This window comes from Streptomyces sp. NPDC028910, assembly GCF_055564955.1.
In genome coordinates, this window is sequence record NZ_JBVHVF010000034.1 from 60,148 (window position 1) to 83,739 (window position 23,592).

The following is a 23,592-nucleotide window of genomic DNA, read 5'->3' on the forward strand; positions in this document are numbered from 1 at the left end:
TTAATCCTGAACGGATCACAGCGGCAGGGTGAACGGCACATCAGGCTGACAATGGCCGCTGTACCTTGATCGACTGCAGGAGCCCGATCGCCACCCACACGGCGAACATCGACGAGCCTCCGTACGACACGAACGGCAGCGGAAGCCCGGCCACCGGCATGATCCCGAGGGTCATCCCGATGTTCTCGAAGGACTGGAAGGCGAACCAGGCGATGATCCCGGCGCACACGATCGTGCCGTACAGCTCGGTGGTCTCGCGGGCGATCATGCAGGCCCGCCACAGCACGATGCCCAGCAGCAGCAGGATCAGCCCGGCTCCGACGAAGCCCAGCTCCTCCCCCGCCACCGTGAAGACGAAGTCGGTCTGCTGCTCCGGCACGAACTGGCCGGTGGTCTGCGAGCCCTTGAAGAGCCCGGAGCCGGTCAGCCCGCCCGAGCCGATCGCGATGCGCGCCTGGTTGGTGTTGTAGCCGACGCCCGCCGGGTCGAGCTCGGGGTTGGCGAAGGCCGCGAAGCGGTTGAGCTGGTACTCGTCCAGGACGCCGAGCTGCCAGACCAGGACGGCTCCGGCAGCGCCCGAGCCGATCAGGCCGAGGACCCACCGGTTGGACGCGCCGGAACCCAGCAGTACGCCGAGCACGATGACGACCATGACCATGACCGAACCGAGGTCGGGCATCAGCATGACGACGCCCATCGGGGCGGCCGCCAGGCAGAGCGCCTTGACGACCGTGCGGTGGTCGGGATGGTCGAGGTCGCCCGCGTCCACCCGGGCCGCGAGCAGCATGGCCATGACCAGGATGATCGTGATCTTCACGAACTCGGAGGGCTGGAGGGAGAATCCGCCGCCGATGACGATCCACGCGTGGGCGCCGTTGATGGTGGCGCCGAGCGGGGTGAGCACGGCGCTGACGAGCACGAGCGAGAGCCCGTACAGGACCGGCACCGCGCCGCGCAGGGTGCGGTGGCCGAGCCAGATGGTGCCGATCATCAGCACGAGGCCGATGCCGGTGTTCAGGGCGTGCCGGGCGAGGAAGTAGTACGGGTCGCCCTGGTTCAGCTGGGTCCGGTTGCGGGTCGCCGACCACACCAGCAGGGCGCCGATGAAGGACAGCGCCAGCGAGCTGAGGAGTATCGGCCAGTCGAGCCGGCGCACCACCGAGTCGCGGGCGGTGAGCCGGGCCATCATCCCGCGCTGGGGCGCGTACCGGGAGACGGAGAACTTGTTCGCGGTCTGCATGTCGGTTTTCGGTCCTCAGTCGTGCCGTGCGGGGGCGGGCGGCCCGGCGAGCGCGGGCGCCGCCAGCTCTTCCGGGGACGGCGGCACGTACGGCCGGATCTCGGGGGAGTCGATGGAGCCGTCCGGGTGGATCCTGGGCAGGTTCGCCTCCGGCTTGAGCAGCAGGGCCTTCTTCAGGTCCTGCTTGCCGGTCATGTCGAGACCGTAGATGGCGTTGAAGATGTTGCGGACGGCGGGGCCGGAGGCCCCGGAGCCGGTGCCGGCCTGGGAGATGGTCATGACGATCGTGAAGTCGTCGGTGTAGGTCGCGAGCCACGACGTGGTCTGCTTGCCGTAGACCTGAGCGGTGCCGGTCTTGGCCCGCATCGGGATCTTGTCCAGCGGCCAGCCGCCGAAGCGCCAGGCGGCGGTGCCGCCGGGCTCGACGACGGACCGCAGGCCCCTGTCGAGGTCGCTGACGGTCTGAGCGTCGATCGGCAGCCGGCCGTGGGCCTTGGGCTTGATCATGTCGACGCGCTTGCCGTCGGGGCTGATCACGGCCTTGCCGATCGTGGGGTCGTAGAGGGTGCCCCCGTTGCTGATGGCGGAGTAGGCGGTGGCCATCTGGATGGGGGTGACGAGGACGTCGCCCTGGCCGATGGCGAAGTTGATGCTGTCGAACGCCTTCAGCTGGTTGCCTTCGAGGCAGCTCTCGTAGGCGATCTGCTCGACGTAGGTGCCGCCCTTCTTGCCCTGCTTGCACCAGGAGTCCTTGTTGGCCGCCCAGAAGCTCTTCTTCCACTGGCGGTCGGGGATGCGGCCGGTGACCTCGTTCGGCAGGTCGATCCCCGTCTCGGAGCCGAGTCCGAATTCGCGGGCGGTCCGGTAGAACCAGTCGTGGGCGTCCTTCTTGGGCTTGAGGCCGCCGTCGCGCTGCCACTCCTTGTGCCCGAGGGCGTAGAAGACGGTGTTGCAGGAGAACTTGAGCGCGTCGGCGAGGGTGATGGGGCCGTGGCCCTTGGACTCGAAGTTCGCGAAGCTCCGGCCGCCCATGTTGTAGGAGGCGCTGCAGTTGTAGTGGCTGTCGAAGGCGTAGCCGGCCCGCACGGCCGCGCTCGCCGACACCACCTTGAAGATGGAGCCGGCGGGGGCCTGGCCCTGGATGGCCCGGTTGAGCAGCGGGTAGTTGGAGTTCTTGCTGGTGAGAGCGGCGTAGTCCTTGGCGGAGATGCCGCCGACCCAGGCGTTGGGGTCGTAGTCGGGCTGGGAGGCCATCGCGACGATGCGGCCGGTCTTGGCCTCCATGACGACGACGGCGCCCGAGTCGGCCTCGTACTTGCGGCCGGTGATCCGGTCGGTCTCCTGACGGACGGTCTTCATCGCCTGCTGGAGCTCGTACTCGGCGACGGACTGGACCCGGGCGTCGATGCTGGTGACGAGGGTGGACCCGGGCACGCCCGGGTCGGACTTGGTCTGACCCATGACCCGGCCGAGGTTGTCGACCTCGTACGAGGTGACCGTCGCCTTGCCCCGCAACTGCTTGTCATAGGTGCGTTCGAGTCCGGAGCGGCCGACCTGATCGGAGCGCAGATGCGGCGAGTCGGTGTCCTTCGCCTTCTGGATCTCCTCGTCGGTGACCGGCGAGAGGTAGCCGAGCACCTGTGCGGTGCGGGCCCCGCCGGGGGCCGGGTAGCGGCGGACGGCGGTGGGCTCCGCGGTGATGCCGGGAAAGTCCTCGGGGCGTTCGCGCAGTTGCAGCGCCTGCTGCGTGGTGGCTTCGAGGGTCACCGGAATCGGCTGGTACGGGGAGCCGTTCCAGCAGGGCTTGGGGGTCTGGGAGTCGCAGAGGCGGACCTTGTCCATGACCTCCTTGGGGCTCATGTCCAGGACGCCGGCGAGGCGCGTCATGACGGCCTTGCCCCTGTCCTTCATCTTCATCAGCGCGGTGCGGCTGGCCGAGACGACGAGACGGGTCTCGTTGTCGGCGAGCGGGACCCCGCGGGCGTCGAGGATCGAGCCGCGCACCGCGGGCTGTACGACTCGCTGGACGTGGTTGCTCTTCGCCTCGTGGTAGTACTCCGCGCCGTTGCGGATCTGGAGGTACCAGAGCCGGCCGCCGAGGGTGACCAGCATCGAGAGGACGAGCACCTGCATGATGACGAGGCGGATCTGCACCCGGGAGGTGCGGCCGGTCTCCGGAACGTTGGTCACGCCTGCTCCTCCCTCACAGCTTTTTGACGCTCTTCACACCCTTGACGGCCTTGACGCCCTTTATGCGGCCCGCCTTGTTGGCCCGGGAACGCGCGGTCCTCATCCGCAGGCCGCCGCGCTGGCTGCCGATGCGCAGGCCCGTACCGCCGGCCAGCCAGCCGGCGGAGACGTCGGCGGCCTTGTTGGTGGGGCCGCCGCCGGCCTCGACGGCCATCGGGTCGTTCTCGGCGCGCCGGGCCAGGGCCATGATGAACGGCACGGTGAACGGCGCGAGCAGCAGGTCGTAGAGGGTCGCGGTGAACAGCAGCCCGGTCAGACCCACGTGGCGGGCGGCGGTGTCGCCGACGAGGGCGCCTACGCCCGCGTAGAGCAGGGTGGAGCCGATCGCGGCGGCGACGACGGTGAGCATCGGGCCCCAGGCGGAGCGGAAGCGCCCGTTGTCGGGGCGGACCAGGCCGACGAGGTAGCCGATGACGCAGAGCACGAGTGCGTAGCGGCCGGCGGCGTGGTCGGCGGGCGGGGCCAGGTCGGCGACGAGGCCGGCGGCGAATCCGATGAGGGCGCCACTGACGTGCCCGTACACGAGTGCGAGGGCGACGACGGTGAGCAGCAGCAGATCGGGTACGGCGCCGGGCAGTTGGAGCCGGCCCAGGACGGTGACCTGGACGACGAGGGCGACCACGACGAGCGTGGCCGAGAGCAGGATCCGGTTGAAGGGCATGGGCGGTCTGCTCCTACTCGTCGTCCGGCTTGCCGGGCACGCTGGCGGATCCCGACGGGGTGACCGTGACGGTGACCGTCGGAATGGGCTTGGGGGCCTCGGGCTTGGGCGGCAGCACGGCGTCGCGCGGGTCCTCGCGCGGCGGCATCACGACGACGCCGACGATGTCCAGGCGGGAGAAGCCGACGAACGGGCGCACCCAGACGGTGCGGGTCAGGTCGCCGCGCGAGGGGTCGACCTTGACCACCTCGCCGATCGGCACGCCGGGCACGAAGGGCTTGTTGCCGCGCGAGCCGAAGGTGACGAGCCGGTCGCCGGGGCTGATCTTGGCCTTGCCGTTGAGCATCTGGACGGACAGAGCGCGGTCGCCCTGGCCGGTGGCGAAGCCGAGTTCGCCGGTCTTCTCCAGGCGGGTACCGACGGTGAAGTCGGGGTCGTTGGCGAGGACGACCGTGGCCGTGTCGGGGCCGACGGTGCTGACCCGGCCGACGAGCCCGTCCCCGTTGAGGACGGTCATGTCGCGTTCGATGCCGTCCTTGCTGCCGGCGTCGATGGTGACGGTCCAGGAGAAGCCCTGGGCCGCTCCTATCGCGATGACCTCGGCGCCCTTGATGCCGTACTGCCCGGCGCCGGCCCGCTTGAGCATCTCGTCGAGCTCGTGGATGCGGCTGCGGGTCTGCTCGTCGCTGCCCAGCTTGACCTTCAGGGCCGCGTTCTCGCGCTCCAGCGTGGCGATGCGGTTGTGGCGCTCGCCGGAGTCCCGTACCGCCCCTATGGCGTTGGCGACGGGATCGACCGCGGTCGCCACACCCTTCTCGACCGGCCCGAAGACCGCTGCGGCGGCCTGCCGGGCACCGTCGACCGGCGACTCCTCGCCTGCCCTGATGTCCACCGTGATCAATGCGAACGCGATGGCGATCAGAAGCACCAGCAGCAGCCGGCTTTCTCGTGTGTCCCTCACGTGCGGCGGCCGTGCCTTCCTCGTCGGAATTCTCTTTTGCCTGTATATCAACGATCCGCCGCACGGGCCCGGTAGCACCCGTACGGCGGATCCTTGGTGTTCCGCATGACCCCTCCCGGCAGGGAGGGGTGTGTGTCAGCGACGGGGCTGGGCGTCCAGGACCTGCTGGAGGGCCTCGAACTCCTCGACGCACTTGCCGGAGCCGAGCGCGACGGAGTCGAGCGGGTCCTCGGCGATGTGGATCGGCATGCCGGTCTCCCGGCGCAGCCGCTCGTCGAGGCCGCGCAGGAGGGCGCCGCCGCCGGTCAGGACGATGCCGCGGTCCATGATGTCGCCGGAGAGTTCCGGCGGACACTTGTCGAGCGTGGTCTTGACCGCGTCGACGATGGCGTTGACCGGCTCCTCGATGGCCTTGCGGACCTCGGCGGCCGAGATGACGACCGTCTTGGGCAGGCCGGAGACCAGGTCGCGACCGCGGATCTCGGTGTGCTCGTCCTTGTCGAGGTCGTAGGCCGACCCGATGGTGATCTTGATCTGCTCGGCCGTCCGCTCGCCGAGGAGGAGCGAGTACTCCTTCTTGATGTGCTGGATGATCGCGTTGTCGAGCTCGTCACCGGCCACCCGGATGGACTGCGCCGTGACGATTCCACCGAGGGAGATGACGGCGACCTCGGTGGTGCCGCCGCCGATGTCCACGACCATGTTGCCGGTGGCCTCGTGGACGGGCAGGCCCGAGCCGATGGCGGCGGCCATGGGCTCCTCGATGATGTGCACCTGGCGGGCGCCGGCCTGCGTGGACGCCTCGATGACGGCGCGGCGCTCGACTCCGGTGATACCGGAGGGAACGCAGACCACCACCCGCGGGCGGGCCAGGTAACGGCGCTTGTGGATCTTGAGGATGAAGTACCGGAGCATACGCTCGGTGATCTCGAAGTCGGCGATCACGCCGTCCTTGAGGGGCCGTACGGCGACGATGTTGCCGGGCGTGCGCCCGATCATCTTCTTCGCCTCCGAGCCGACCGCCAGAATGCCGCCGGTGTTCGTGTTGATGGCGACCACGGACGGCTCGTTCAGGACGATCCCCCGGCCCCTCACGTACACCAGCGTGTTGGCGGTCCCGAGGTCGATCGCCATGTCACGGCCGATGAACGACATGTTGTTCCCCTTGTTCCCCATGAGGAGCGTCTGGCCTTCCAGTTGATAGCGGCTGCTGTCAGGTCGGCGAGGTGGGTGTGTGGGTGGAGGCCCCATCGTAGTGCCGGGAGTACGGACACCGCGCGACGGGACTCCGGCAATCGCGCCGGAATGGATACCCGCCCCCTTAGTGGTGACGACTTGTCCTTGCCAGGCGTTCCCGCTCTCGCCCGGAAATACCGAAGGGCGACCGAAATTACTTCGGTCGCCCCAGGTCATGAGCGCTATTTGGCTGATGTCGCGTCAGGAAGGAATGCTCCGAGTGGCTCAGAGAGCGGGGAAGAAGAGCTTCAGCTCCCGCTCGGCGGACTCCTCCGAGTCCGAGGCGTGGATCAGGTTCTCCCGGACGATGGTCCCGAAGTCCCCCCGGATGGAGCCCGGCGCGGCGGCGATCGGGTCAGTGGGTCCCGCCAGCTGGCGGACACCCTCGATCACGCGTTCCCCTTCGACGACCAGGGCCACGATCGGACCACTGGCCATGAAGCCCATGAGGGGCTCGTAGAACGGCTTGCCCTTGTGCTCGCCGTAGTGCGCCTCCAGGGTCTCCTGGTCCAGCGTGCGCAGCTCCAGCGCGGGGATGGTCCAGCCGGCCTTCCGCTCGATGCGGCCGATGATCTCGCCGATCAGACCGCGACGGACGGCGTCGGGCTTGAGCAGGACGAGGGTGCGCTGGGTCATGTTGCGGCTCCTTGCGGCATACGGGTGCGGTAGGACGAATCTACAGGGCCATTCGGACCTGCCCGGCCGGTCGGCCCGGGCGGCCCGGGCGGCCCTGCCCGACCCGCCGACCCGACCGGCCGGGCGGGTCCCCGGCGAGCCGTCACGCGGCGTCAGGCGCCCCGGGTGCCCCGGACGCCTCCTGCGCGGCCGCCCAGCGCGCCTTGACCGCGTCGATCTTGCGGCCGTAGTGCACCGAGCACCACCACAGGGCGGCGAACACCGCGCCGAGGAAGAACATCGTCGGCACGACGAACCCGCTCGCGATCAGGCCGATCTGCAGGGCCCAGCCCAGCGGGACCGCCCCGGGACGCGACAGCATCCCGCACAGCAGCACCGACAGCAGCATCGTCACCCCGCACACCGTCCAGACCGTGGCCTGGGTCAGATCGGGGTTCTTCATCGCCACCAGCCCCGCGAAGCCGATCACGAAGAACTCGCCGATCAGCGTGCTCGCACACAGCGTGCGCATCCCTCAGCCCCTCTTCAGCAGCAGGCGGGCCTCGCCCACCGTGATCACGGAACCGGTCACCAGGACCCCGGCCCCTCCGTACTCCGCCTCTTCCTCCGCCAGGGTGATCGCCGCCTCCAGGGCGTCGTCCAGCCGCGGCTCCACCTGTACCCGGTCCACGCCGAAGACCTCGACCGCGACCGCCGCCAGCTCGTCCGCGCCCATCGCCCGGTGGCTGGAGTTCTCCGTCACCACCACCTCCGCGAAGATCGGCTCGAACGCCTCCAGCACCCCGCGCACGTCCTTGCCCTCGCTCGCGGCCACGACCCCGATCAGCCGGCTGAAGCCGAACGACTCGGTGACCGCCTCCGCGGTGGCCGCCGCGCCCGCCGGGTTGTGCGCCGCGTCCAGGACCACCGTCGGACTGCGCCGCACGACCTCCATGCGGCCCGGCGAGGTCACCGAGGCGAAGGCCCTGCGTACGGTGTCCAGGTCCAGGACCCGGGCGCCCTCCTGGCCGATCCCGAAGAAGGCCTCGACGGCGGCCAGCGCCACCGCCGCGTTGTGCGCCATGTGGGCGCCGTACAGCGGCAGGAAGATGTCGTCGTACTCCCCGCCCACACCGCGCAGCGTCAGCTGCTGCCCGCCGACCGCGACCTCGCGCGCGACGACCCCGAACTCCATGCCCTCGCGGGCCACCGTGGCATCGACCTCCACGGCCTTCTTCAGCAGCACCTGCGCCGCGTCCACCGGCTGCTGCGCCAGGATCACGGTGGCGCCCTGCTTGATGACGCCGCCCTTCTCCTGGGCGATCTCGCCGGGCGTGGAGCCGAGCCGGTCGGTGTGGTCCAGGCTGATCGGGGTGATCACCGCGACGGAGGCGTCGATGACGTTCGTCGCGTCCCAGCTGCCGCCCATGCCGACCTCGACCACGGCCACGTCCACGGGGGCGTCCGCGAAGGCCGCGTAGGCCATCCCGGTGAGCACCTCGAAGAACGACAGCCGGAACTCCTCGGCGGCGTCGACCATCTCCACGTACGGCTTGATGTCGTGGTACGTCTCGACGAACCGCTCGGCGCTGATCGGCGCCCCGTCGAGGCTGATCCGCTCGGTGATCGACTGCACGTGCGGGCTGGTGTAGCGCCCGGTGCGCAGCTCGAAGGCGTTCAGCAGGCACTCGATCATGCGGGCCGTGCTGGTCTTGCCGTTGGTGCCGGTGACGTGGATGGAGGGGTACGCGCGCTGCGGCTCGCCCAGCACGTCCATCAGCGCCGCGATCCGCGACACCGAAGGCTCCAGCTTGGTCTCGCCCCAGCGCGTGGCGAGCTCCTGCTCCACCTCCAGCAGCGCCTTCGCGACCTCCGGGTCGAGGGGCCGGGCGGGTACCGGGTCGCCCTGGGGCGGTCCGGCCTGGGCGCGCAGGGTGCGGCTGCCGGCCTCGATCACCGCCAGGTCGGGGTCGCGGTCGGACTCTTCCGCCACGATCTGATCGAACTCGTCGAAGGTGCCGGCGAGGTCGTCGCTGTCGTCGCGGTCGTGGCTCTCGGGCTGCTGCTCACTCACGAGGCCAGTCTACGGACGCGGACACCCAGGACTTCCGACCCGGGTGTCCCGAGACCACCCCGGGGCGGCCTGCCGGCTCCGGCTCCGGCCCCGGCGACACCGAGGCAGCCGAGCGCCGTGAGCACGTCCAGCGAGGGCATGGGGCATACGGGGAAGGCCCCCAAACCGACCGACGGTGTGGGGGCCTTCGCACGCTCACGGGCGGCTACGCGGGCGGCAGCGCGTCCAGCTGGGCCTGGATCCGGGCGATGTCCGCCTCGGCCTTGGTGAGACGGCCCTTGATCTTGTCCACGACGTTGTCGGGGGCCTTGGCGATGAACGCCTCGTTCCCGAGCTTCGCCTCCGCCTGCTGCTTCTCCTTCTCGGCGGCGCCGAGGTCCTTGGAGAGGCGCTTGCGCTCGGCGGCCACGTCGATGGTGCCCGACAGGTCGAGCGAGACCGTGGCGCCGGCGACCGGGAGGGACGCGGTGGCGCTGAAGGAGTCGCCCTCCGGCTGCAGACGCAGCAGCTGCCGGATGGCGGCCTCGTGCGCGACCAGCGCGGTCCCGCCGAGGTCCAGGCGGGCCGGGACCTTCTGGTTGTCCTGCAGCCCCTGCTCCTTGCGGAACCGGCGGACCTCGGTGACGACCGCCTGGACGCTGCCGACCTCGGCCTCGGCGGCCTCGTCGCGGAAGCCGCTGTCCGTGGGCCACTCGGCGATCACGAGGGACTCGCGCCCGGTCAGCGTGGTCCACAGGGTCTCGGTGACGAAGGGGACCACGGGGTGCAGCAGGCGCAGGGTGGTGTCGAGCACCTCACCCAGGACCCGGCCGGAGACCTTGGCGCCCTCGCCGCCCGCGAAGAACGTCGTCTTCGACAGCTCGACGTACCAGTCGAAGACCTCGTCCCACGCGAAGTGGTACAGCGCGTCCGACAGCTTCGAGAACTGGTAGTCGTCGTAGAACGCGTCGACCTCGGCCACGGTCTTGTTCAGCCGCGACAGGATCCAGCGGTCGGTGGCCGACATCTGCTCGACCGGCGGCAGGTCGCCCTCGATGGTCGCGCCGTTCATGAGCGCGAAGCGGGTGGCGTTCCAGATCTTGTTGGCGAACTTGCTGGACGCCTGGACCCAGTCCTCGCCGATCGGGACGTCGACACCCGGGTTGGCGCCGCGCGCCAGGGTGAAGCGGACCGCGTCGGAACCGTACTTGTCCATCCAGTCCAGCGGGTTGACCGCGTTGCCGAAGGACTTCGACATCTTCTTGCCGCGCTCGTCACGGACCATGCCGTGCAGGGCGATGGTGTGGAACGGCGGGGTGCCGTCCATCGCGTACAGGCCGAACATCATCATCCGGGCGACCCAGAAGAAGAGGATGTCGTAGCCGGTGACCAGGACGGAGTTCGGGTAGAACTTCGCCAGGCTCTCGGTCTGCCGCGGCCAGCCGAGCGTGGAGAAGGGCCACAGGCCCGAGGAGAACCAGGTGTCGAGGACGTCGGTGTCCTGGGTCCAGCCCTCGCCCGTGGGCGGCTGCTCGTCCGGTCCGACGCAGACGACCTCGCCGTTCGGGCCGTACCAGACGGGGATGCGGTGGCCCCACCACAGCTGGCGCGAGATGCACCAGTCGTGGAGGTTGTCGACCCAGTCGAAGTACCGCTTCTCCATCTCCTGCGGGTGGATCTTGACCTTGCCGTCGCGGACCGCGTCACCGGCGGCCTTCGCGAGCGGGCCGACCTTGACCCACCACTGCATGGACAGGCGCGGCTCGATGGTGGTCTTGCAGCGCGAGCAGTGGCCGACGGAGTGGGTGTACGGGCGCTTCTCGGCGACGATCCGGCCGTCGGCGCGCAGCGCGGCGACGATGGCGGAACGGGCCTCCAGGCGGTCCAGGCCCTGGAAGGGGCCGTGGGCCGTGATGATGGCGTGCTCGTCCATGACGGCGAGGTTCGGCAGGTTGTGGCGCTGGCCGATCTCGAAGTCGTTCGGGTCGTGCGCGGGCGTCACCTTGACGGCGCCGGTGCCGAACTCGGGGTCGACGTGCTCGTCCGCGACGACCGGGATGCGGCGGCCGGTCAGCGGCAGCTCGATCTCCCGGCCGACGAGGTGCTTGTACCGCTCGTCCTCCGGGTGGACGGCGACGGCCGTGTCACCCAGCATCGTCTCGGCGCGCGTCGTCGCGACGACGATCGAGGCGTCACCTTCCCCGTACCGGATGGAGACGAGCTCACCGTCGTCGTCCTGGTACTCGACCTCGATGTCGGAGATCGCGGTGAGGCAGCGCGGGCACCAGTTGATGATGCGCTCGGCGCGGTAGATCAGCTCGTCGTCGTAGAGCCTCTTGAAGATCGTCTGGACGGCCTCGGAGAGGCCCTCGTCCATGGTGAAGCGCTCACGCGACCAGTCGACGCCGTCGCCGAGACGGCGCATCTGGCCGGAGATCTGCCCGCCGGACTCGCCCTTCCACTGCCAGACGCGCTCGACGAAGGCCTCACGGCCCAGGTCGTGGCGCGACTTGCCCTCCTTGGCGAGCTCGCGCTCGACGACGTTCTGGGTGGCGATACCGGCGTGGTCCATGCCGGGCTGCCACAGCGTCTCGAAGCCCTGCATGCGCTTGCGACGGGTCAGGGCGTCGATGAGCGTGTGCTCGAAGGCGTGCCCCAGGTGGAGCGAGCCCGTGACGTTCGGCGGCGGGATGACGATGGTGTACGGCGGCTTCTCGCTCTTCGCGTCGGCCTCGAAATACCCACGCTCTACCCAGCGCTCGTAGAGCTTCCCCTCTACCTCGGCCGGCGCGTAGGCGGTCGGCAGTTCGGAGTTGGGGCTGCTGGGTGTCTGCGTGTTCTCGGTCACGGGCCACAGTTTACGGCCGTAACAGTCCAGTCATGAAACCAGTAATGAGGGGGCCCGCCGCCCCGGTCGCCATCGCCTTCCGCCAGGATGTGTGGAACGTATAAGCAACCTCATGGGGGGACAGCGGGATGAGCTACAACCAGCCGGGACCGTACGGGCAGCAGCCGCAGCAGCCGGGACCGTACGGGCAGCAGCCCCCGCCGCCGCCCGGCCCGTACGGCCAGCCCGCCCCTCAGCCCGGGTACGGCTACCCGCAGCAGCCGGGCGTACCGCCGCAGGGATACCCGCAGCAGCCTCCGACGCCGGCGTACGGCTACCCGCAGCAGCCTCCGTACGGCGGGCAGCCGCCGAAGAAGTCCAAGGCCGGCGTCATCATCGGCGTGGTCGTCGCGGTAGCGGTGGTCGCGGGCGCGGGCTGGTACTTCACGAAGGGCGGCGGTTCGGGCAGCGCGATCGCGTCCGACACCAAGGGCTACAAGCTGGTCGCCCCGGAGTCGGTGGACGACTTCAAGAAGAACCCGAAGCACAAGGCCAAGGAGTTCTCCGACAAGGACAAGAAGGAAGCCGAGGGTGTGGGCGTCAAGAACCCCACCCAGGTGAGCATGGACTACCAGGCCGGCGACCCGAAGAACCCGCTGTCGGCCAAGAGCCTCAACTTCTCGGGCGTCTACGGCGAGATCGCTGACCCGGAGAAGGCCGTGGACGCGTACTTCGCCTTGGCCAAGCTGGAGGCCGGCAAAGACGGCAAGTCCGAAGTCGAACTCATCGGCAGCCCCAAGACGATGAGCCCGGCCGGTTTCAAGGGTGCCGTCATGAAGTGCCAGGACATCAAGTTCTCCTCGAAGGACACGACCACCAAGGGGCCGAAGGAGGCCACTCTCCCGTTCTGCATCTGGGGTGACTACAGCACGCTGAGCATGATCAGCGCCACGGACGTGGCCTCCGTCCTGGCCGGCAAGCCGGGCTACACCCAGGAGCAGGCCGCGGACCTCGCCGCGAAGCTCTACAACACCGCCCGCGTCAAGAAGTAGCGGCTCACGGGACACGCAAGAAGGGGCGCCCCCGATGGGGGCGCCCCTTCTGCTCGGTCTGGACGGCTACGCCGACTTCTCCTGCGGGCCCTGGTCCTTCGGGACGATGCGGGGGACCAGCGTCGGGTTGACGTTGGAGCGGACCACGTCCGCGGTGATGACCACGCGGGCCACGTCCTTGCGGGACGGGACCTCGTACATCACCGACATCAGGACCTCCTCCATGATGGCGCGCAGGCCGCGCGCGCCCGTCTGGCGGAGGATCGCCTGGTCGGCGATGGCTTCGAGAGCCTCGCGCTCGAAGTCCAGCTCGACACCGTCGAGTTCGAAGAGCCGCTGGTACTGCTTGACCAGCGCGTTGCGCGGCTCGATGAGGATCTGGAGCAGGGCCTCGCGGTCCAGGTTGTGCACGGAGGTCAGCACGGGGAGGCGGCCGATGAACTCGGGGATCATCCCGAACTTCACCAGGTCCTCCGGCATGACCTCCTGGAACTGGTCGCTCGCCTCGATCTCGCGCTTCGAGCGGATCGTCGCCCCGAAGCCGATGCCCTTGGCGCCCGCACGCGACTCGATGATCTTCTCCAGGCCGGCGAAGGCGCCGCCCACGATGAAGAGCACGTTCGTCGTGTCGATCTGGATGAACTCCTGGTGCGGGTGCTTGCGGCCGCCCTGCGGCGGGACGGAGGCGGTCGTGCCCTCCAGGATCTTCAGGAGGGCCTGCTGAACGCCCTCGCCGCTCACGTCGCGCGTGATCGACGGGTTCTCGCTCTTGCGGGCGACCTTGTCGATCTCGTCGATGTAGATGATCCCGGTTTCGGCCTTCTTGACGTCGTAGTCGGCGGCCTGGATCAGCTTCAGCAGGATGTTCTCGACGTCCTCGCCGACGTAGCCGGCCTCCGTCAGCGCCGTCGCGTCGGCGATGGCGAAGGGGACGTTCAGCATGCGGGCGAGGGTCTGCGCGAGCAGCGTCTTGCCGGAGCCCGTGGGGCCCAGCAGCAGGATGTTGGACTTCGCGAGCTCGATCGCGTCGTCCCGGCCCTGGCCGCCGCCGTTCTCGCCGGCCTGGACCCGCTTGTAGTGGTTGTAGACCGCTACCGAGAGCGCCTTCTTCGCCGGCTCCTGGCCCACGACGTAGCTCTCGAGGAACTCGTAGATCTCGCGGGGCTTGGGGAGTTCCTCCCACCGGACCTCGGAGGTCTCCGCGAGCTCCTCTTCGATGATCTCGTTGCAGAGGTCGATGCACTCGTCGCAGATGTACACACCGGGTCCTGCGATGAGCTTCTTCACCTGCTTCTGGCTCTTTCCGCAGAACGAGCACTTGAGCAGGTCGCCGCCGTCACCGATGCGTGCCACGAGGTGCTTCCCCTTCGCCTGGGAGACGCCTGGTTCAGCGCTCCTGGTGCCTCATATCCGACGGTACCTTGCCGGGGGCCCCGTGCGGGGCCCCCTTGACGTGGTTCACATCGCCGGATCCGGCGGCGTGCCCACGCCAACTGGCGGCAAGGATCAGTGCGAACTCTTGCGGGTGGAGATGATCTGGTCGATCAGGCCGTACGCGAGCGCGTCCTCGGCCGTGAGGATCTTGTCGCGCTCGATGTCGTCGCGGATCTTCTCGATCGGCGTCGTCGAGTGCTTGGCCAGCATGGTCTCCAGCTGGTCGCGCATGCGCAGGATCTCGTTGGCCGCGATCTCGAGGTCCGAGAGCTGCTCACGGCCGGTGCCGCCGGAGGGCTGGTGGATCAGCACGCGGGCGTTCGGCAGGGCCATGCGCTTGCCGGGGGTGCCGGCGGCGAGCAGGACCGCGGCGGCGGAGGCCGCCTGGCCCATGCAGACCGTCTGGATGTCCGGCTTCACGAACTGCATGGTGTCGTAGATCGCCGTCAGCGCGGTGAAGGAGCCGCCGGGGCTGTTGATGTAGATCGAGATGTCGCGGTCCGGGTCCATCGACTCCAGGCACAGCAGCTGCGCCATGACGTCGTTGGCCGAGGCGTCGTCGATCTGCACGCCGAGGAAGATCACGCGCTCCTCGAAGAGCTTCGCGTACGGGTCGTACTCGCGCACGCCCTGCGAGGTGCGCTCCACGAAGCGCGGGATGACGTAGCGGTTGTCCACCTGCGGGCCGGTGTAGAGGCCGCTCGCGGAGAAGTTGTTCTGCATCTGGGTGTTCACCATCCTGGTGGCGTTCTGCGGGCTGTCGGCTGCTGGGTACTGACGGTGGGACCGGGATCAGGCCCCGGTGCCGCCGCCGCCCGGAACGTTGGACGCTGCCGAGATGATCTCGTCGATGAGGCCGTACTCCTTGGCCTCCTCGGAGGTGAACCAACGGTCGCGGTCACCGTCGCGGATGATCGTCTCGACGGTCTGGCCCGAGTGGAACGCGGTGATCTCGGCCATCCGCTGCTTGGTGCGCAGCAGGTACTGGGCCTGGATCTTGATGTCCGACGCGGTGCCACCGATACCGGCGGAGCCCTGGTGCATCAGGATGTCGGTGTTCGGCAGGGCGAAGCGCTTGCCCTTGGCGCCGCCGGTGAGCAGGAACTGCCCCATGGAGGCCGCCATGCCCATGCCGATGGTGACGACGTCGTTGGGGATGTACTGCATGGTGTCGTAGACGGCCATGCCGGCCGTCACGGAGCCACCGGGGCTGTTGATGTAGAGGTAGATGTCCTTCTCCGGCTCGGCGGCCAGGAGCAGGAGCTGCGCGGTGATCTTGTTGGCGATGTCGTCGTCGACCTGCTGGCCGAGGAAGATGATGCGCTCGCCGAGCAGCCGGTTGTAGACATGGTCGCCGAGGCCGCCACCGATGGACGGCTCACCCGCGGCGTAAGGCTTCAGATTCGTCACGTATCCACCTGCTCGTCTCCGACGGCCATGTGCCGTCTCAGCGTCTCGTTCTGGGGCCCGGTCCGGCCGGTGCGGACGAGTCCGCCGGCGCCCGGGTACTCACGTGCCCTCGTATTCATGGACCCTAACGCGCAGGTAGGACAACGCCATCCCGCTTCCCGAACTGTTCGCTCGGAGCGCAAGCTCCCGGGGCCTTTCGGGCACCATGCCGAAGGGCCCGGACGCGGCTGCGTCCGGGCCCTTCGGGGCACTGCTCAGTGGGCTTCGCCCGAGGTGTCGCCGGGGTGCTACTTGGCCTCGTCGGCCTTCACCTCGGTGTCACCGTCGACGACGGCCTCGACCGTCTCGGTGGCCTGCTCCTCGTCCTCGTCGGTCAGGTCCACGACCTCGCCGTTGGTGTCGACGACCTTGGCGGCCTCGACGACGACCGCGAGGGCCTTGCCGCGGGCGACCTCGCCGACCAGCATCGGAACCTGGCCACCCTCGACGACGGCCTGGGCGAACTGGTCGGGGGACATGCCGGAGGAGGAGGCGCGGCGCATGAGGTGCTCGGTGAGCTCCTCCTGGTTGACGCCCAGCTTCTCCTTGTTGACCAGCGCGTCGAGGACGAACTGGGTCTTGATGCCCTTGATCGCCTGCTCGGAGGTCTCGGCGTCGAACTCCTCGACCGTCTTGCCCTGGAACTCCAGGTACTTCTCGATGGTCAGACCCATCTGGCCGAGCTGGTGGTGCTCGAGGTTGTGCTTGCGGGTCTGGACCTCGTCCGCGAGGAGCTTCTCGGGGATCGGGACCTCGACGAGCTCCAGCAGCTTCTCCAGGACGCGCTCCTGGGCCTGCGTGGCCTGGTCGAACTGCTTCATGTTCTCGAGGCGCTTGCGGCTGTCGTCCTTGAGGGCCTCAAGGGTGTCGAACTCGCTCGCCATCTGCGCGAACTCGTCGTCCAGCTCCGGCAGCTCGCGGGCGGAGACCTTGGTGACCTTGACGGTGACCTCGGCGTCCTTGCCCTCGGCGGAGCCGCCCTTCAGCTGGGAGGTGAAGGTGGCCTCGCCACCGGCCTCCAGGCCCTTGACGGCCTCGTCGATGCCGTCGAGGAGCTCGCCCGAGCCGATGGTGTAGGAGACGTCGGAGGCGACGCCGTCCGGCAGCACCTCGCCGTCGACCTTCGCCTCGAGGTCGATCGTGACGACGTCGCCGTCCTGGGCGGCGCGCTCGACGTCCTTGGTGGACGCGAAGCGGCCGCGCAGCTGCTCGATCGACTTCTCGACGTCCTCGTCGGAGACCTCGATGGCGTCGACCTCGACCTCGATGCCGGAGTAGTCCGGGATCTCGATCTCGGGACGGACGTCGACCTCGGCGGTGAAGGCCAGCAGCTCGCCGTCCTTCAGCTCCGTGATGTCCACCTCGGGCTGGCCCAGCGGGTTCAGGTCGGCCTCGTTGACCGCCTCGGTGTAGAACTTCGGGAGGGCGTCGTTGACGGCCTCCTCCAGCACCGCACCGCGGCCGAAGCGCTGGTCGATGACGCGGGCCGGGATCTTGCCCTTGCGGAAGCCCTTCACCGTGACCTGCTGGTTGATCTTCTTGTAGGCCGCGTCGAGGCTGTCCTTGAGCTCCTCGAAGGGCACCTCAACAGTGAGCCGAACCCGAGTCGGGTTCAGGGTCTCCACGGCGCTCTTCACGGTTTGGTCTCCTTGGTGGCTGACTGCTGGGGGTCTCCCCCGGCACGCTGCGATTCAGCGGTTCGGTGGATCGGGCCCGGTACATCAGACACACGGGCACGCAGCTTGCATAGTAACCGCAAGCGGCAATCAGCCCACAACGCGATCTTGTGGTGGTCCTCGACGAAGACTCGGAGCAGACCCGGGGAAAGCTCGAAGAGGACACTGCTGGTGGTCGGGGTGGCCGGATTCGAACCGACGACCTTCCGCTCCCAAAGCGGACGCGCTACCAAGCTGCGCCACACCCCGTCGGTGCGACACGTAGGGTACATGCCCGGGGACCCTCTGATGCGCGGGTTTCCCGACGCATCCGGGGCAGGTCCCCGCGCGGGGGCGAAATGTGGTGTGCGCTCCCCCGGCGGGACCCGCTAGGATGCTGTTCGTGCCGCGGTCCCCGGACTTGCGGCGCGCGCGTTGCGGGCGTAGCTCAATGGTAGAGCCCTAGTCTTCCAAACTAGCTACGCGGGTTCGATTCCCGTCGCCCGCTCTTGGTAGGAAACGCAGGTCGGAGCCGGTATCCACAGACGTGGATACCGGCTCTGTGCGTTTGCGCGGCCTGGTGCGGGCGTGCGGCATGCGGCCGTGCGGCCTAGAGCTTGATGTTCGCGATCATCGTCGCGAGGGAGTTCAGGAAGCGGTTCACGTCGTCCGCGATCGAGCTGGACGCCAGGAAGAAGCCGAAGAGGGCCGCGACGATGGCGGGACCCGTCTTGATGTGGTTGCCGCGGATCAGCACCACCAGGATGACCGCCAACAGAACCACCACTGACAGCGAAATGGCCACTACTGATCACACCTTCGGTCGTCCCCTGGTCGGCCCGGGGCGCACGGCCAAGCACACCCCCACATGGACCATCCTCCCACCAACGGGCCCCGGCTATCCGCCCCGTGACGAATAGCCATGGTTCCGTTTCCGCCAACCACACGTGCGACGGGCATATTTCGGGCCTCGTGCGTGGGTCACGGGGCGGTGAGGCCGAGGAGGGACCGGACATACGCGTACTTCGCGGACAGCCGCTCGCGGGTGGGGCCGTCGAGTACGGAGAGGCGTACGGGGTCTGCGTTGTGCGCGAGGTCGGCTTCCTTGACCAGCAGGGCGCCCGGGGTGGCCAGGATGCGGGCCGCGTACTGCTCGACCGGTTCGCCGGGGCGCTTGGTGACCGCGAGGACCATGTCCTTCACGGGCTGCGGCAGGGCCGCCGAATCCAGCCAGGTGAGGCTGAGGGCCTCGTCCTCGATCGCGTCGTGGAGCCAGGCCGCCGCCTGCTGTTCGGCGCTGCCGCCGCGCAGGCGCACGCCCTCGGCCACGGCCGCGAGGTGCTCGGCGTACGGCCGGCCGGCCTTGTCGGTCTGGCCCTCGTGCGCGCTGCGCGCCAGGGCCTCGACCTCCGCGAGTGTCAGGGCACGGCTCGTCATGCGATCTCCCTCGCTGCCTTGCGCAGGGCCTCGGCGGCCCGGCGTACGTCCGCCTGCGTGGTACGCCAGTTGGAGAACGCGGCGCGCAGGGCCGGGGTTCCCGCGTAGACGGTGGGCGTGACGAAGACCTCGCCGGCGGCGGCCTCGCGCAGGGCGGTCAGACGGGCCGGGGTGGGGGCCTGGGCGAGGGTGAAGCAGACCACGTTGAGGCGGACGGGGGCCAGGAGGGTGATGGCGGGGTCCTGGGAGAGGTGCTCGCCCAGGGCGCGGGCGCAGGCGATGTCGCGCTCGACGATCTCCCGGTGACCCTGGCGGCCGTAGGCGCGGAGCGTGAACCAGGCGGCGAGGGCGCGCAGCCGGTGGGAGTTCTCCGGGGTGAGGTGGACGAGGTCGGGGTGGTCGCCGAGGGGGCCGAGGTAGGCGGCCGAGTTTTGGAAGACGCGGGCCTGCAGGTCGCGTCGGCGGGTGAACTGGACGGCGCTGTCGTAGGGGACGTTGAGCCATTTGTGCAGGTCGACGCAGAGGGAGTCGGAGGCGTCGAGGCCGTCGGTGAGGTGCGCGTGGTCCGGGGAGAGGGCGGCGAAGGCGCCGAAGGCGGCGTCGGTGTGCAGCCAGAAGTCGCGGCGGGGGCGCAGGGCCGCGATGGCCCGGAGGTCGTCGAAGTCGACGGTGTTGACGGTGCCCGCGTTGGCGACGACCACGGCCGGTCCGGGGGTGTCGGCGAGCGCGCGGTCCAGTGCGGCGGGATCGACGGCCTCGCGGCCGGGCAGGGTCGGGACCGGGACCAGGCGGTCGCGGCCCAGGCCGAGGACCGAGAGGGCCTTGGCGATCGAGGAGTGCGGGGCGCCGGAGAGCACGCGCACCGTGCCGAGGGCCGCCACGCCGTCGTCCGCCGGGGAGACGCCGAGGCGTTCGCCGAGCCATTCGCGGGCGATGGCGAGGCCGGTGGTGTTGGACATGGTGGCGCCGCTGACGAAGGTGCCGGTGTGGGCGGGGCTGAGGCCGAACAGCTCGCGCAGCCAGCCGACGGTCTCGCGTTCGAGGTCCTGGCCGGCGCCGTCCAGCGCGGAGTTGGAGTTCTGGTCGTGGACCGCGGTGAGCCAGTCCCCGGCGAGCGCCGCGGGGGTGGCTCCGCCGGTGACGAAGCCGAGGTACCGGGGGCCCGCGGAGGCCGAGAGCCGCGGCTCCCAGCGGTCGCGGAAGGCGGCGAGGGCGGCGTCCGTGCCGGCGCCGTGCTCCGGGAGGGGCTCGGGGTCGTACGGCTTCCCGGCGGGCGGTACGACGGCGCGCGCGTCCAGGGTGGCGAGCGCGTCGGCGGCGGCGCGGCGGGTGGCGTCGAGCAGGTCGGGGAGCCGGGCGAGATCGGCGGCGAGCGTGCGGTCCATGGGGGCACGGTAGGCGCGGCCGGGCCCGCCCGGGTGGGCCAATCCGGCCCAAGTGGCCCACCGCTGCCCTACGCGCGCCCGCGGGGTGATCACGGATCGGTGGGTACGGGACGCGGCGGGGGCCCGCGTGGCGCCGGCCGGGCTACGGGACCCCGCCGCCGAAGGCCGCGCCGGGGGCGGGGCCGAGGGCCCAGGGCCCAGGGGGCCAGGGTCGGCAGCGGGGCCGGGACCAGGGAGCCAGGGCCCAGGCGGCCAGGGCGCAGGGGGCCAGGGGCGCAGGGGCGCAGGGGGCCAGGGCGGAGGCACGGGGCTGGAGCCAGTGCGGCCGGGCCGAGGCCCGAGGCCGAGGCCGGAGCCGGAGCCGGGTCTGGCTGCGCCGGTGACGTTCACGGCGGCCGCGGCGTCTGGGCCTCTCGGCGCAGCCGTGCCCGGAGGGCGGGTGCGGCTGCTCGGAGGGGCCGGGACCTCCGCGATGGCGGTGCGGGTCGAGGGCTACCAGTTGGTCACCCGCGGTACGGGCAGTACCTGCTGGAGGGCTATCCGGAGGTCCGGCTGCTCGACCTGGAGGTGCCGGTCGGGCAGGGCCTGGGCCGGGCGTGACCCGCCGGTTGCGGCGGCCGGTCCGCCCCGTCGGCCTCGGTACCACCGGGCAGCTGGGGGTGGGATCCTGGGGGGCGGGTTCGGGCGGTGGCGTGCGAAGGCGCTCTCGTGCGACGCGGCCCGCGCACGTGCGGGGCCGTCGGGTCCTGGCTCAGGCGGAGCGGCGGATCAGGAGCAGCGCGCGGTCGTCGTTGACGTCCTTGGCGACCTTCTCGATCAGGTGCCAGGCCGCGCCCTCCCAGCCGGAGGCCACGTACCGGTCGGCTTCGCCCGTGAGGCGGTCGATGCCCTCGCTGATCTCGCGGTCGGCCGTCTCGACCAGGCCGTCGGTGAAGAGCATCAGGACGTCGCCGCGGCGGAGGTTGCCGCTGGCGGGGGTGAACTCGGCGCCGTCGTAGACGCCCAGCAGCGGGCCCTCACCGGACTTCTCCTGCCAGCGGCCGGTGCCCGCGGAGAGCTGGAGGGCGGGGAGGTGGCCCGCCGAGAGGAGTTCGTAGTCGCCGGTCTCCAGGTCCAGGACGAGGTGGATGGAGGTGGCGAAGCCCTCGTCCCAGTCCTGGCGGAGCAGGTAGCCGTTGGCGGCGGGCAGGAAGCCGTGCGGCGGCAGTGCGCCGAGCAGCCCGCCGAAGGCGCCGGACAGCAGCAGGGCCCGGGAGCCCGCCTCCATGCCCTTGCCGGAGACGTCGGTCAGGACGATCTCCAGGGTGCGGCCGCCGTTGGTGCGGGCCGCGACGACGAAGTCGCCGGAGAAGGACTGGCCGCCGGCCGGCCGCAGGGCCATCTCGCGGTGCCAGCCGCGCGGCAGGGCGGGCAGTTTGCTCTGGACCCGGATCCGCTCGCGCAGGTCGAAGAGCATGGTGCCGCCGCGCCGCCACGGCACGCCGACCCGGCTGCGGAACTGCGCGATGACCAGGCCGAAGAACCCGCAGGCCGCGACCACCAGGACGGTGCCGGGGGTGACGCGCGCCGGGCCCTGGGTGTAGGGGCCGAGTACGAGGGCCTCGACGATCAGCGCGGCCGCGGAGGCGGCGTAGAGGGCGAGCAGGCTGGCGGGGCGCAGCAGCAGTCCCCCGGCGACGATCGGCAGGACGAGTGCCGAGGCCGAGAACCAGACCGGCAGCATCATCGTGCCGCAGGCGATGGCGGGGATGGTGATGAGCAGCCCGCCGAAGGCGAGCCAGTCGGAGGCGTCGCCGCGGAAGTAGTCGACGGCGGATTTGCGCAGGGCGGTGCGGCCCCGGTGCGACAGCATGCGCATCCGGGCCATGAGGGTTTCCACGCGTGCTCCGGCCATTGCTTCGGGACCCTATCCATCCTGACTGTGGATGCGCAGGGGTACCCCCGGACCAGGGGTCCGTCGCCGCCCGAAAACACGTCGACCGCGGCGGAACGCACTGATAGGGATGGGCGCATGGCTCTTGAGATGCGCGTATTGCAGGCTGATGAGTGGGATGTCTGGTACGACCACCTGGAACTGGCGTTTGGTGGCGTGCCCGAGTCCCCCCAGGAGCGGGAACTGTACAAGTCGCTGACGGAGGCGGAACGCTCCCTCGGCGTCTGGGACGGCGGGACCTGCGTCGGCTCGGCCGGTGTCTTCAGCTTCCGCCTGTCGGTCCCCGGCGGGGCGGTCGTCCCGGCGGCCGGCGTCACGATGGTGGGCGTCGCCCCCACCCACCGCCGGCGCGGGGTGCTCAGCTCCCTGATGCGGCGCCAGTTGGACGACGTCCGGGCGGGTGGCGAACCGCTCGCCGTGCTGACGGCCTCGGATCCGGCGATCTACGGGCGCTTCGGCTACGGGACCGCGGCGTACTCCCTGGCCGTGGAGATCGACACGACCCGCGTACGGCTTTCCGTGCCGCCGGGGACGGGCGACGTACGGCTGCGCCTCGTCGACCCGCAGCAGGCGCTGGCCGACTGCGAGCGGGTCTACGCGGCGCTGGTCCCCACGCGGCCGGGCATGCCGGCCCGGCAGCCGGGCTGGGAGCGGCAGGCGCTGCTGGACCCGCCCGAGATGCGGGCCGGCGGATCGCCGCTGAAGTGCGTGGTGGCCGAGCGGGAGGACGGTGAGGTGGTCGGGTACGCCCGCTACCGGGTCAAGGCCGACTGGGAGCCGACCGGCTCGAACGGCACGGTCGAGGTCGGCGATCTGGACGCGCTGGACCCGGCGGCGTACGCGGCGCTGTGGCGCTACCTCTTCGGGATCGACCTGACCTGGACGGTACGGGCGCACAAGCGGCCTGTGGACGACCCGGTGCTGCACCTGGTCAGCGACATCCGGCGGTCGCGGCCGCGCACGCGGGACGCGCTGCACCTGCGGCTGGTGGACCTGGCCGCGGCGCTGGAGTCGCGGACGTACGGGGCCCCGATGGACGTGGTCCTGGAAGTCGAGGACGCCTTCTGCCCGTGGAACGGGGGGCGGTGGCGACTGGTCGCGGACGGCAAGGGCGCCGCCCGTTGTACGCGGACCGAGGAGCCGGCGGAGCTGGAGCTGTCGGTACGGGAGCTGGGCTCGGCCTATCTGGGCGGGATCACCCTCACCTCGCTGGCGGCGGCCGGTCTCGTACGCGAGCTGCGCGCCGGCGCCCTGACGGAGGCCTCCCGCGCCTTCGCCGGTGATGTCGCCCCGTGGCTGCCGCACGGCTTCTAGACGAGTAAGTCCGAAGTCTTCGTCAGTGGTCGTAGGCGATCAGTGATCGTGTGATGGCTGTGCCGTTGGCCCGGTTGTGCCAGATCGCTG

The 23,592-nt window shown here is 70.1% G+C and carries 19 protein-coding genes and 2 tRNA genes; 3 read left to right on the plus strand and 18 right to left on the minus strand.

The genetic code is table 11. The features are described 5' to 3' along the window. Positions 1-40: 40 nt before the first annotated feature. The 9 genes from rodA to ACZ4TV_RS30185 form a co-directional block, all read right to left on the minus strand. Positions 41-1,240 carry a rod shape-determining protein RodA gene (rodA, locus tag ACZ4TV_RS30145; RefSeq protein ID WP_468138288.1) on the minus strand — a complete coding sequence of 400 codons (1,200 nt, stop codon included), beginning with the start codon at positions 1,238-1,240 and terminating at the stop codon, positions 41-43. A gap of 15 nt (positions 1,241-1,255) precedes the next feature. Next, positions 1,256-3,430, minus strand: a complete 2,175-nt coding sequence (gene mrdA / locus ACZ4TV_RS30150) for a penicillin-binding protein 2 (RefSeq protein ID WP_468138289.1) — start codon at positions 3,428-3,430, stop codon at positions 1,256-1,258. Positions 3,431-3,443: 13 nt separating this feature from the next. Then, complete coding sequence (mreD, locus tag ACZ4TV_RS30155; protein WP_468138290.1) at positions 3,444-4,151, minus strand: rod shape-determining protein MreD; 708 nt, start codon at positions 4,149-4,151, stop codon at positions 3,444-3,446. Between the two features lie 13 nt (positions 4,152-4,164). Next, on the minus strand, positions 4,165-5,112 hold the full coding sequence (gene mreC, locus ACZ4TV_RS30160) for a rod shape-determining protein MreC (RefSeq protein WP_468138291.1): 948 nt from the start codon (positions 5,110-5,112) through the stop codon (positions 4,165-4,167). A 135-nt stretch (positions 5,113-5,247) separates the two neighbouring features. Beyond that, a complete protein-coding gene (locus tag ACZ4TV_RS30165) occupies positions 5,248-6,267 on the minus strand; it encodes a rod shape-determining protein (RefSeq protein ID WP_008738981.1) in 1,020 nt (339 codons plus the stop codon). Between the two features lie 306 nt (positions 6,268-6,573). After that, entirely contained in the window at positions 6,574-6,984 is a 411-nt protein-coding gene (ndk, locus tag ACZ4TV_RS30170; RefSeq protein ID WP_468138292.1) for a nucleoside-diphosphate kinase, read from the minus strand. Positions 6,985-7,126: 142 nt separating this feature from the next. Continuing rightward, positions 7,127-7,495: a DUF4233 domain-containing protein gene (locus ACZ4TV_RS30175; RefSeq protein ID WP_468138293.1), complete on the minus strand. Its 369-nt coding sequence runs from the start codon at positions 7,493-7,495 to the stop codon at positions 7,127-7,129. 3 nt (positions 7,496-7,498) lie between these two features. Continuing rightward, the gene (gene folC, locus ACZ4TV_RS30180) at positions 7,499-9,037 is read right to left on the minus strand and encodes a bifunctional tetrahydrofolate synthase/dihydrofolate synthase (protein WP_468138294.1); all 1,539 of its coding nucleotides are present in this window, start codon (positions 9,035-9,037) and stop codon (positions 7,499-7,501) included. Between the two features lie 205 nt (positions 9,038-9,242). After that, positions 9,243-11,864 (minus strand): valine--tRNA ligase, encoded by a 2,622-nt coding sequence (locus ACZ4TV_RS30185; protein ID WP_468138295.1) that lies wholly within the window; start codon positions 11,862-11,864, stop codon positions 9,243-9,245. Positions 11,865-11,992: 128 nt separating this feature from the next. Here ACZ4TV_RS30185 and ACZ4TV_RS30190 point away from each other — a divergent pair, with 128 nt between their 5' ends. Beyond that, positions 11,993-12,895 carry a hypothetical protein gene (locus ACZ4TV_RS30190; protein WP_468138296.1) on the plus strand — a complete coding sequence of 301 codons (903 nt, stop codon included), beginning with the start codon at positions 11,993-11,995 and terminating at the stop codon, positions 12,893-12,895. A gap of 66 nt (positions 12,896-12,961) precedes the next feature. Here ACZ4TV_RS30190 and clpX read toward each other — a convergent pair whose 3' ends face one another. The 5 genes from clpX to ACZ4TV_RS30215 form a co-directional block, all read right to left on the minus strand. After that, on the minus strand, positions 12,962-14,248 hold the full coding sequence (clpX, locus tag ACZ4TV_RS30195; protein WP_468138298.1) for an ATP-dependent Clp protease ATP-binding subunit ClpX: 1,287 nt from the start codon (positions 14,246-14,248) through the stop codon (positions 12,962-12,964). Positions 14,249-14,401: 153 nt separating this feature from the next. Then, the gene (locus ACZ4TV_RS30200; protein WP_030710839.1) at positions 14,402-15,067 is read right to left on the minus strand and encodes an ATP-dependent Clp protease proteolytic subunit; all 666 of its coding nucleotides are present in this window, start codon (positions 15,065-15,067) and stop codon (positions 14,402-14,404) included. Between the two features lie 54 nt (positions 15,068-15,121). Next, positions 15,122-15,739, minus strand: coding sequence for an ATP-dependent Clp protease proteolytic subunit (locus tag ACZ4TV_RS30205; protein WP_468138300.1), 618 nt, complete (start codon positions 15,737-15,739; stop codon positions 15,122-15,124). Between the two features lie 287 nt (positions 15,740-16,026). Next, positions 16,027-17,415, minus strand: a complete 1,389-nt coding sequence (gene tig, locus ACZ4TV_RS30210) for a trigger factor (RefSeq protein WP_468138301.1) — start codon at positions 17,413-17,415, stop codon at positions 16,027-16,029. Between the two features lie 211 nt (positions 17,416-17,626). Then, a tRNA-Pro gene (locus ACZ4TV_RS30215) sits at positions 17,627-17,703 on the minus strand. 167 nt (positions 17,704-17,870) lie between these two features. On the opposite strand from ACZ4TV_RS30215, the gene ACZ4TV_RS30220 reads away from it, so the two are divergent. After that, positions 17,871-17,941: transfer RNA gene (locus tag ACZ4TV_RS30220), tRNA-Gly, on the plus strand. 102 nt (positions 17,942-18,043) lie between these two features. Here ACZ4TV_RS30220 and ACZ4TV_RS30225 read toward each other — a convergent pair. The 4 genes from ACZ4TV_RS30225 to ACZ4TV_RS30240 form a co-directional block, all read right to left on the minus strand. After that, complete coding sequence (locus tag ACZ4TV_RS30225; protein ID WP_030008564.1) at positions 18,044-18,238, minus strand: membrane protein; 195 nt, start codon at positions 18,236-18,238, stop codon at positions 18,044-18,046. A 176-nt stretch (positions 18,239-18,414) separates the two neighbouring features. Next, on the minus strand, positions 18,415-18,870 hold the full coding sequence (locus ACZ4TV_RS30230; protein WP_468138302.1) for an HD domain-containing protein: 456 nt from the start codon (positions 18,868-18,870) through the stop codon (positions 18,415-18,417). Further along, a complete protein-coding gene (locus ACZ4TV_RS30235; RefSeq protein WP_468138303.1) occupies positions 18,867-20,255 on the minus strand; it encodes a pyridoxal phosphate-dependent decarboxylase family protein in 1,389 nt (462 codons plus the stop codon). The genes ACZ4TV_RS30230 and ACZ4TV_RS30235 overlap by 4 nt, the downstream gene beginning before the upstream one ends. A 751-nt stretch (positions 20,256-21,006) precedes the next feature. Beyond that, positions 21,007-22,149 carry a SpoIIE family protein phosphatase gene (locus ACZ4TV_RS30240; protein ID WP_468138304.1) on the minus strand — a complete coding sequence of 381 codons (1,143 nt, stop codon included), beginning with the start codon at positions 22,147-22,149 and terminating at the stop codon, positions 21,007-21,009. Positions 22,150-22,266: 117 nt separating this feature from the next. On the opposite strand from ACZ4TV_RS30240, the gene ACZ4TV_RS30245 reads away from it, so the two are divergent. Further along, a complete protein-coding gene (locus ACZ4TV_RS30245) occupies positions 22,267-23,502 on the plus strand; it encodes a GNAT family N-acetyltransferase (RefSeq protein ID WP_468138305.1) in 1,236 nt (411 codons plus the stop codon). Positions 23,503-23,592: the final 90 nt, after the last annotated feature.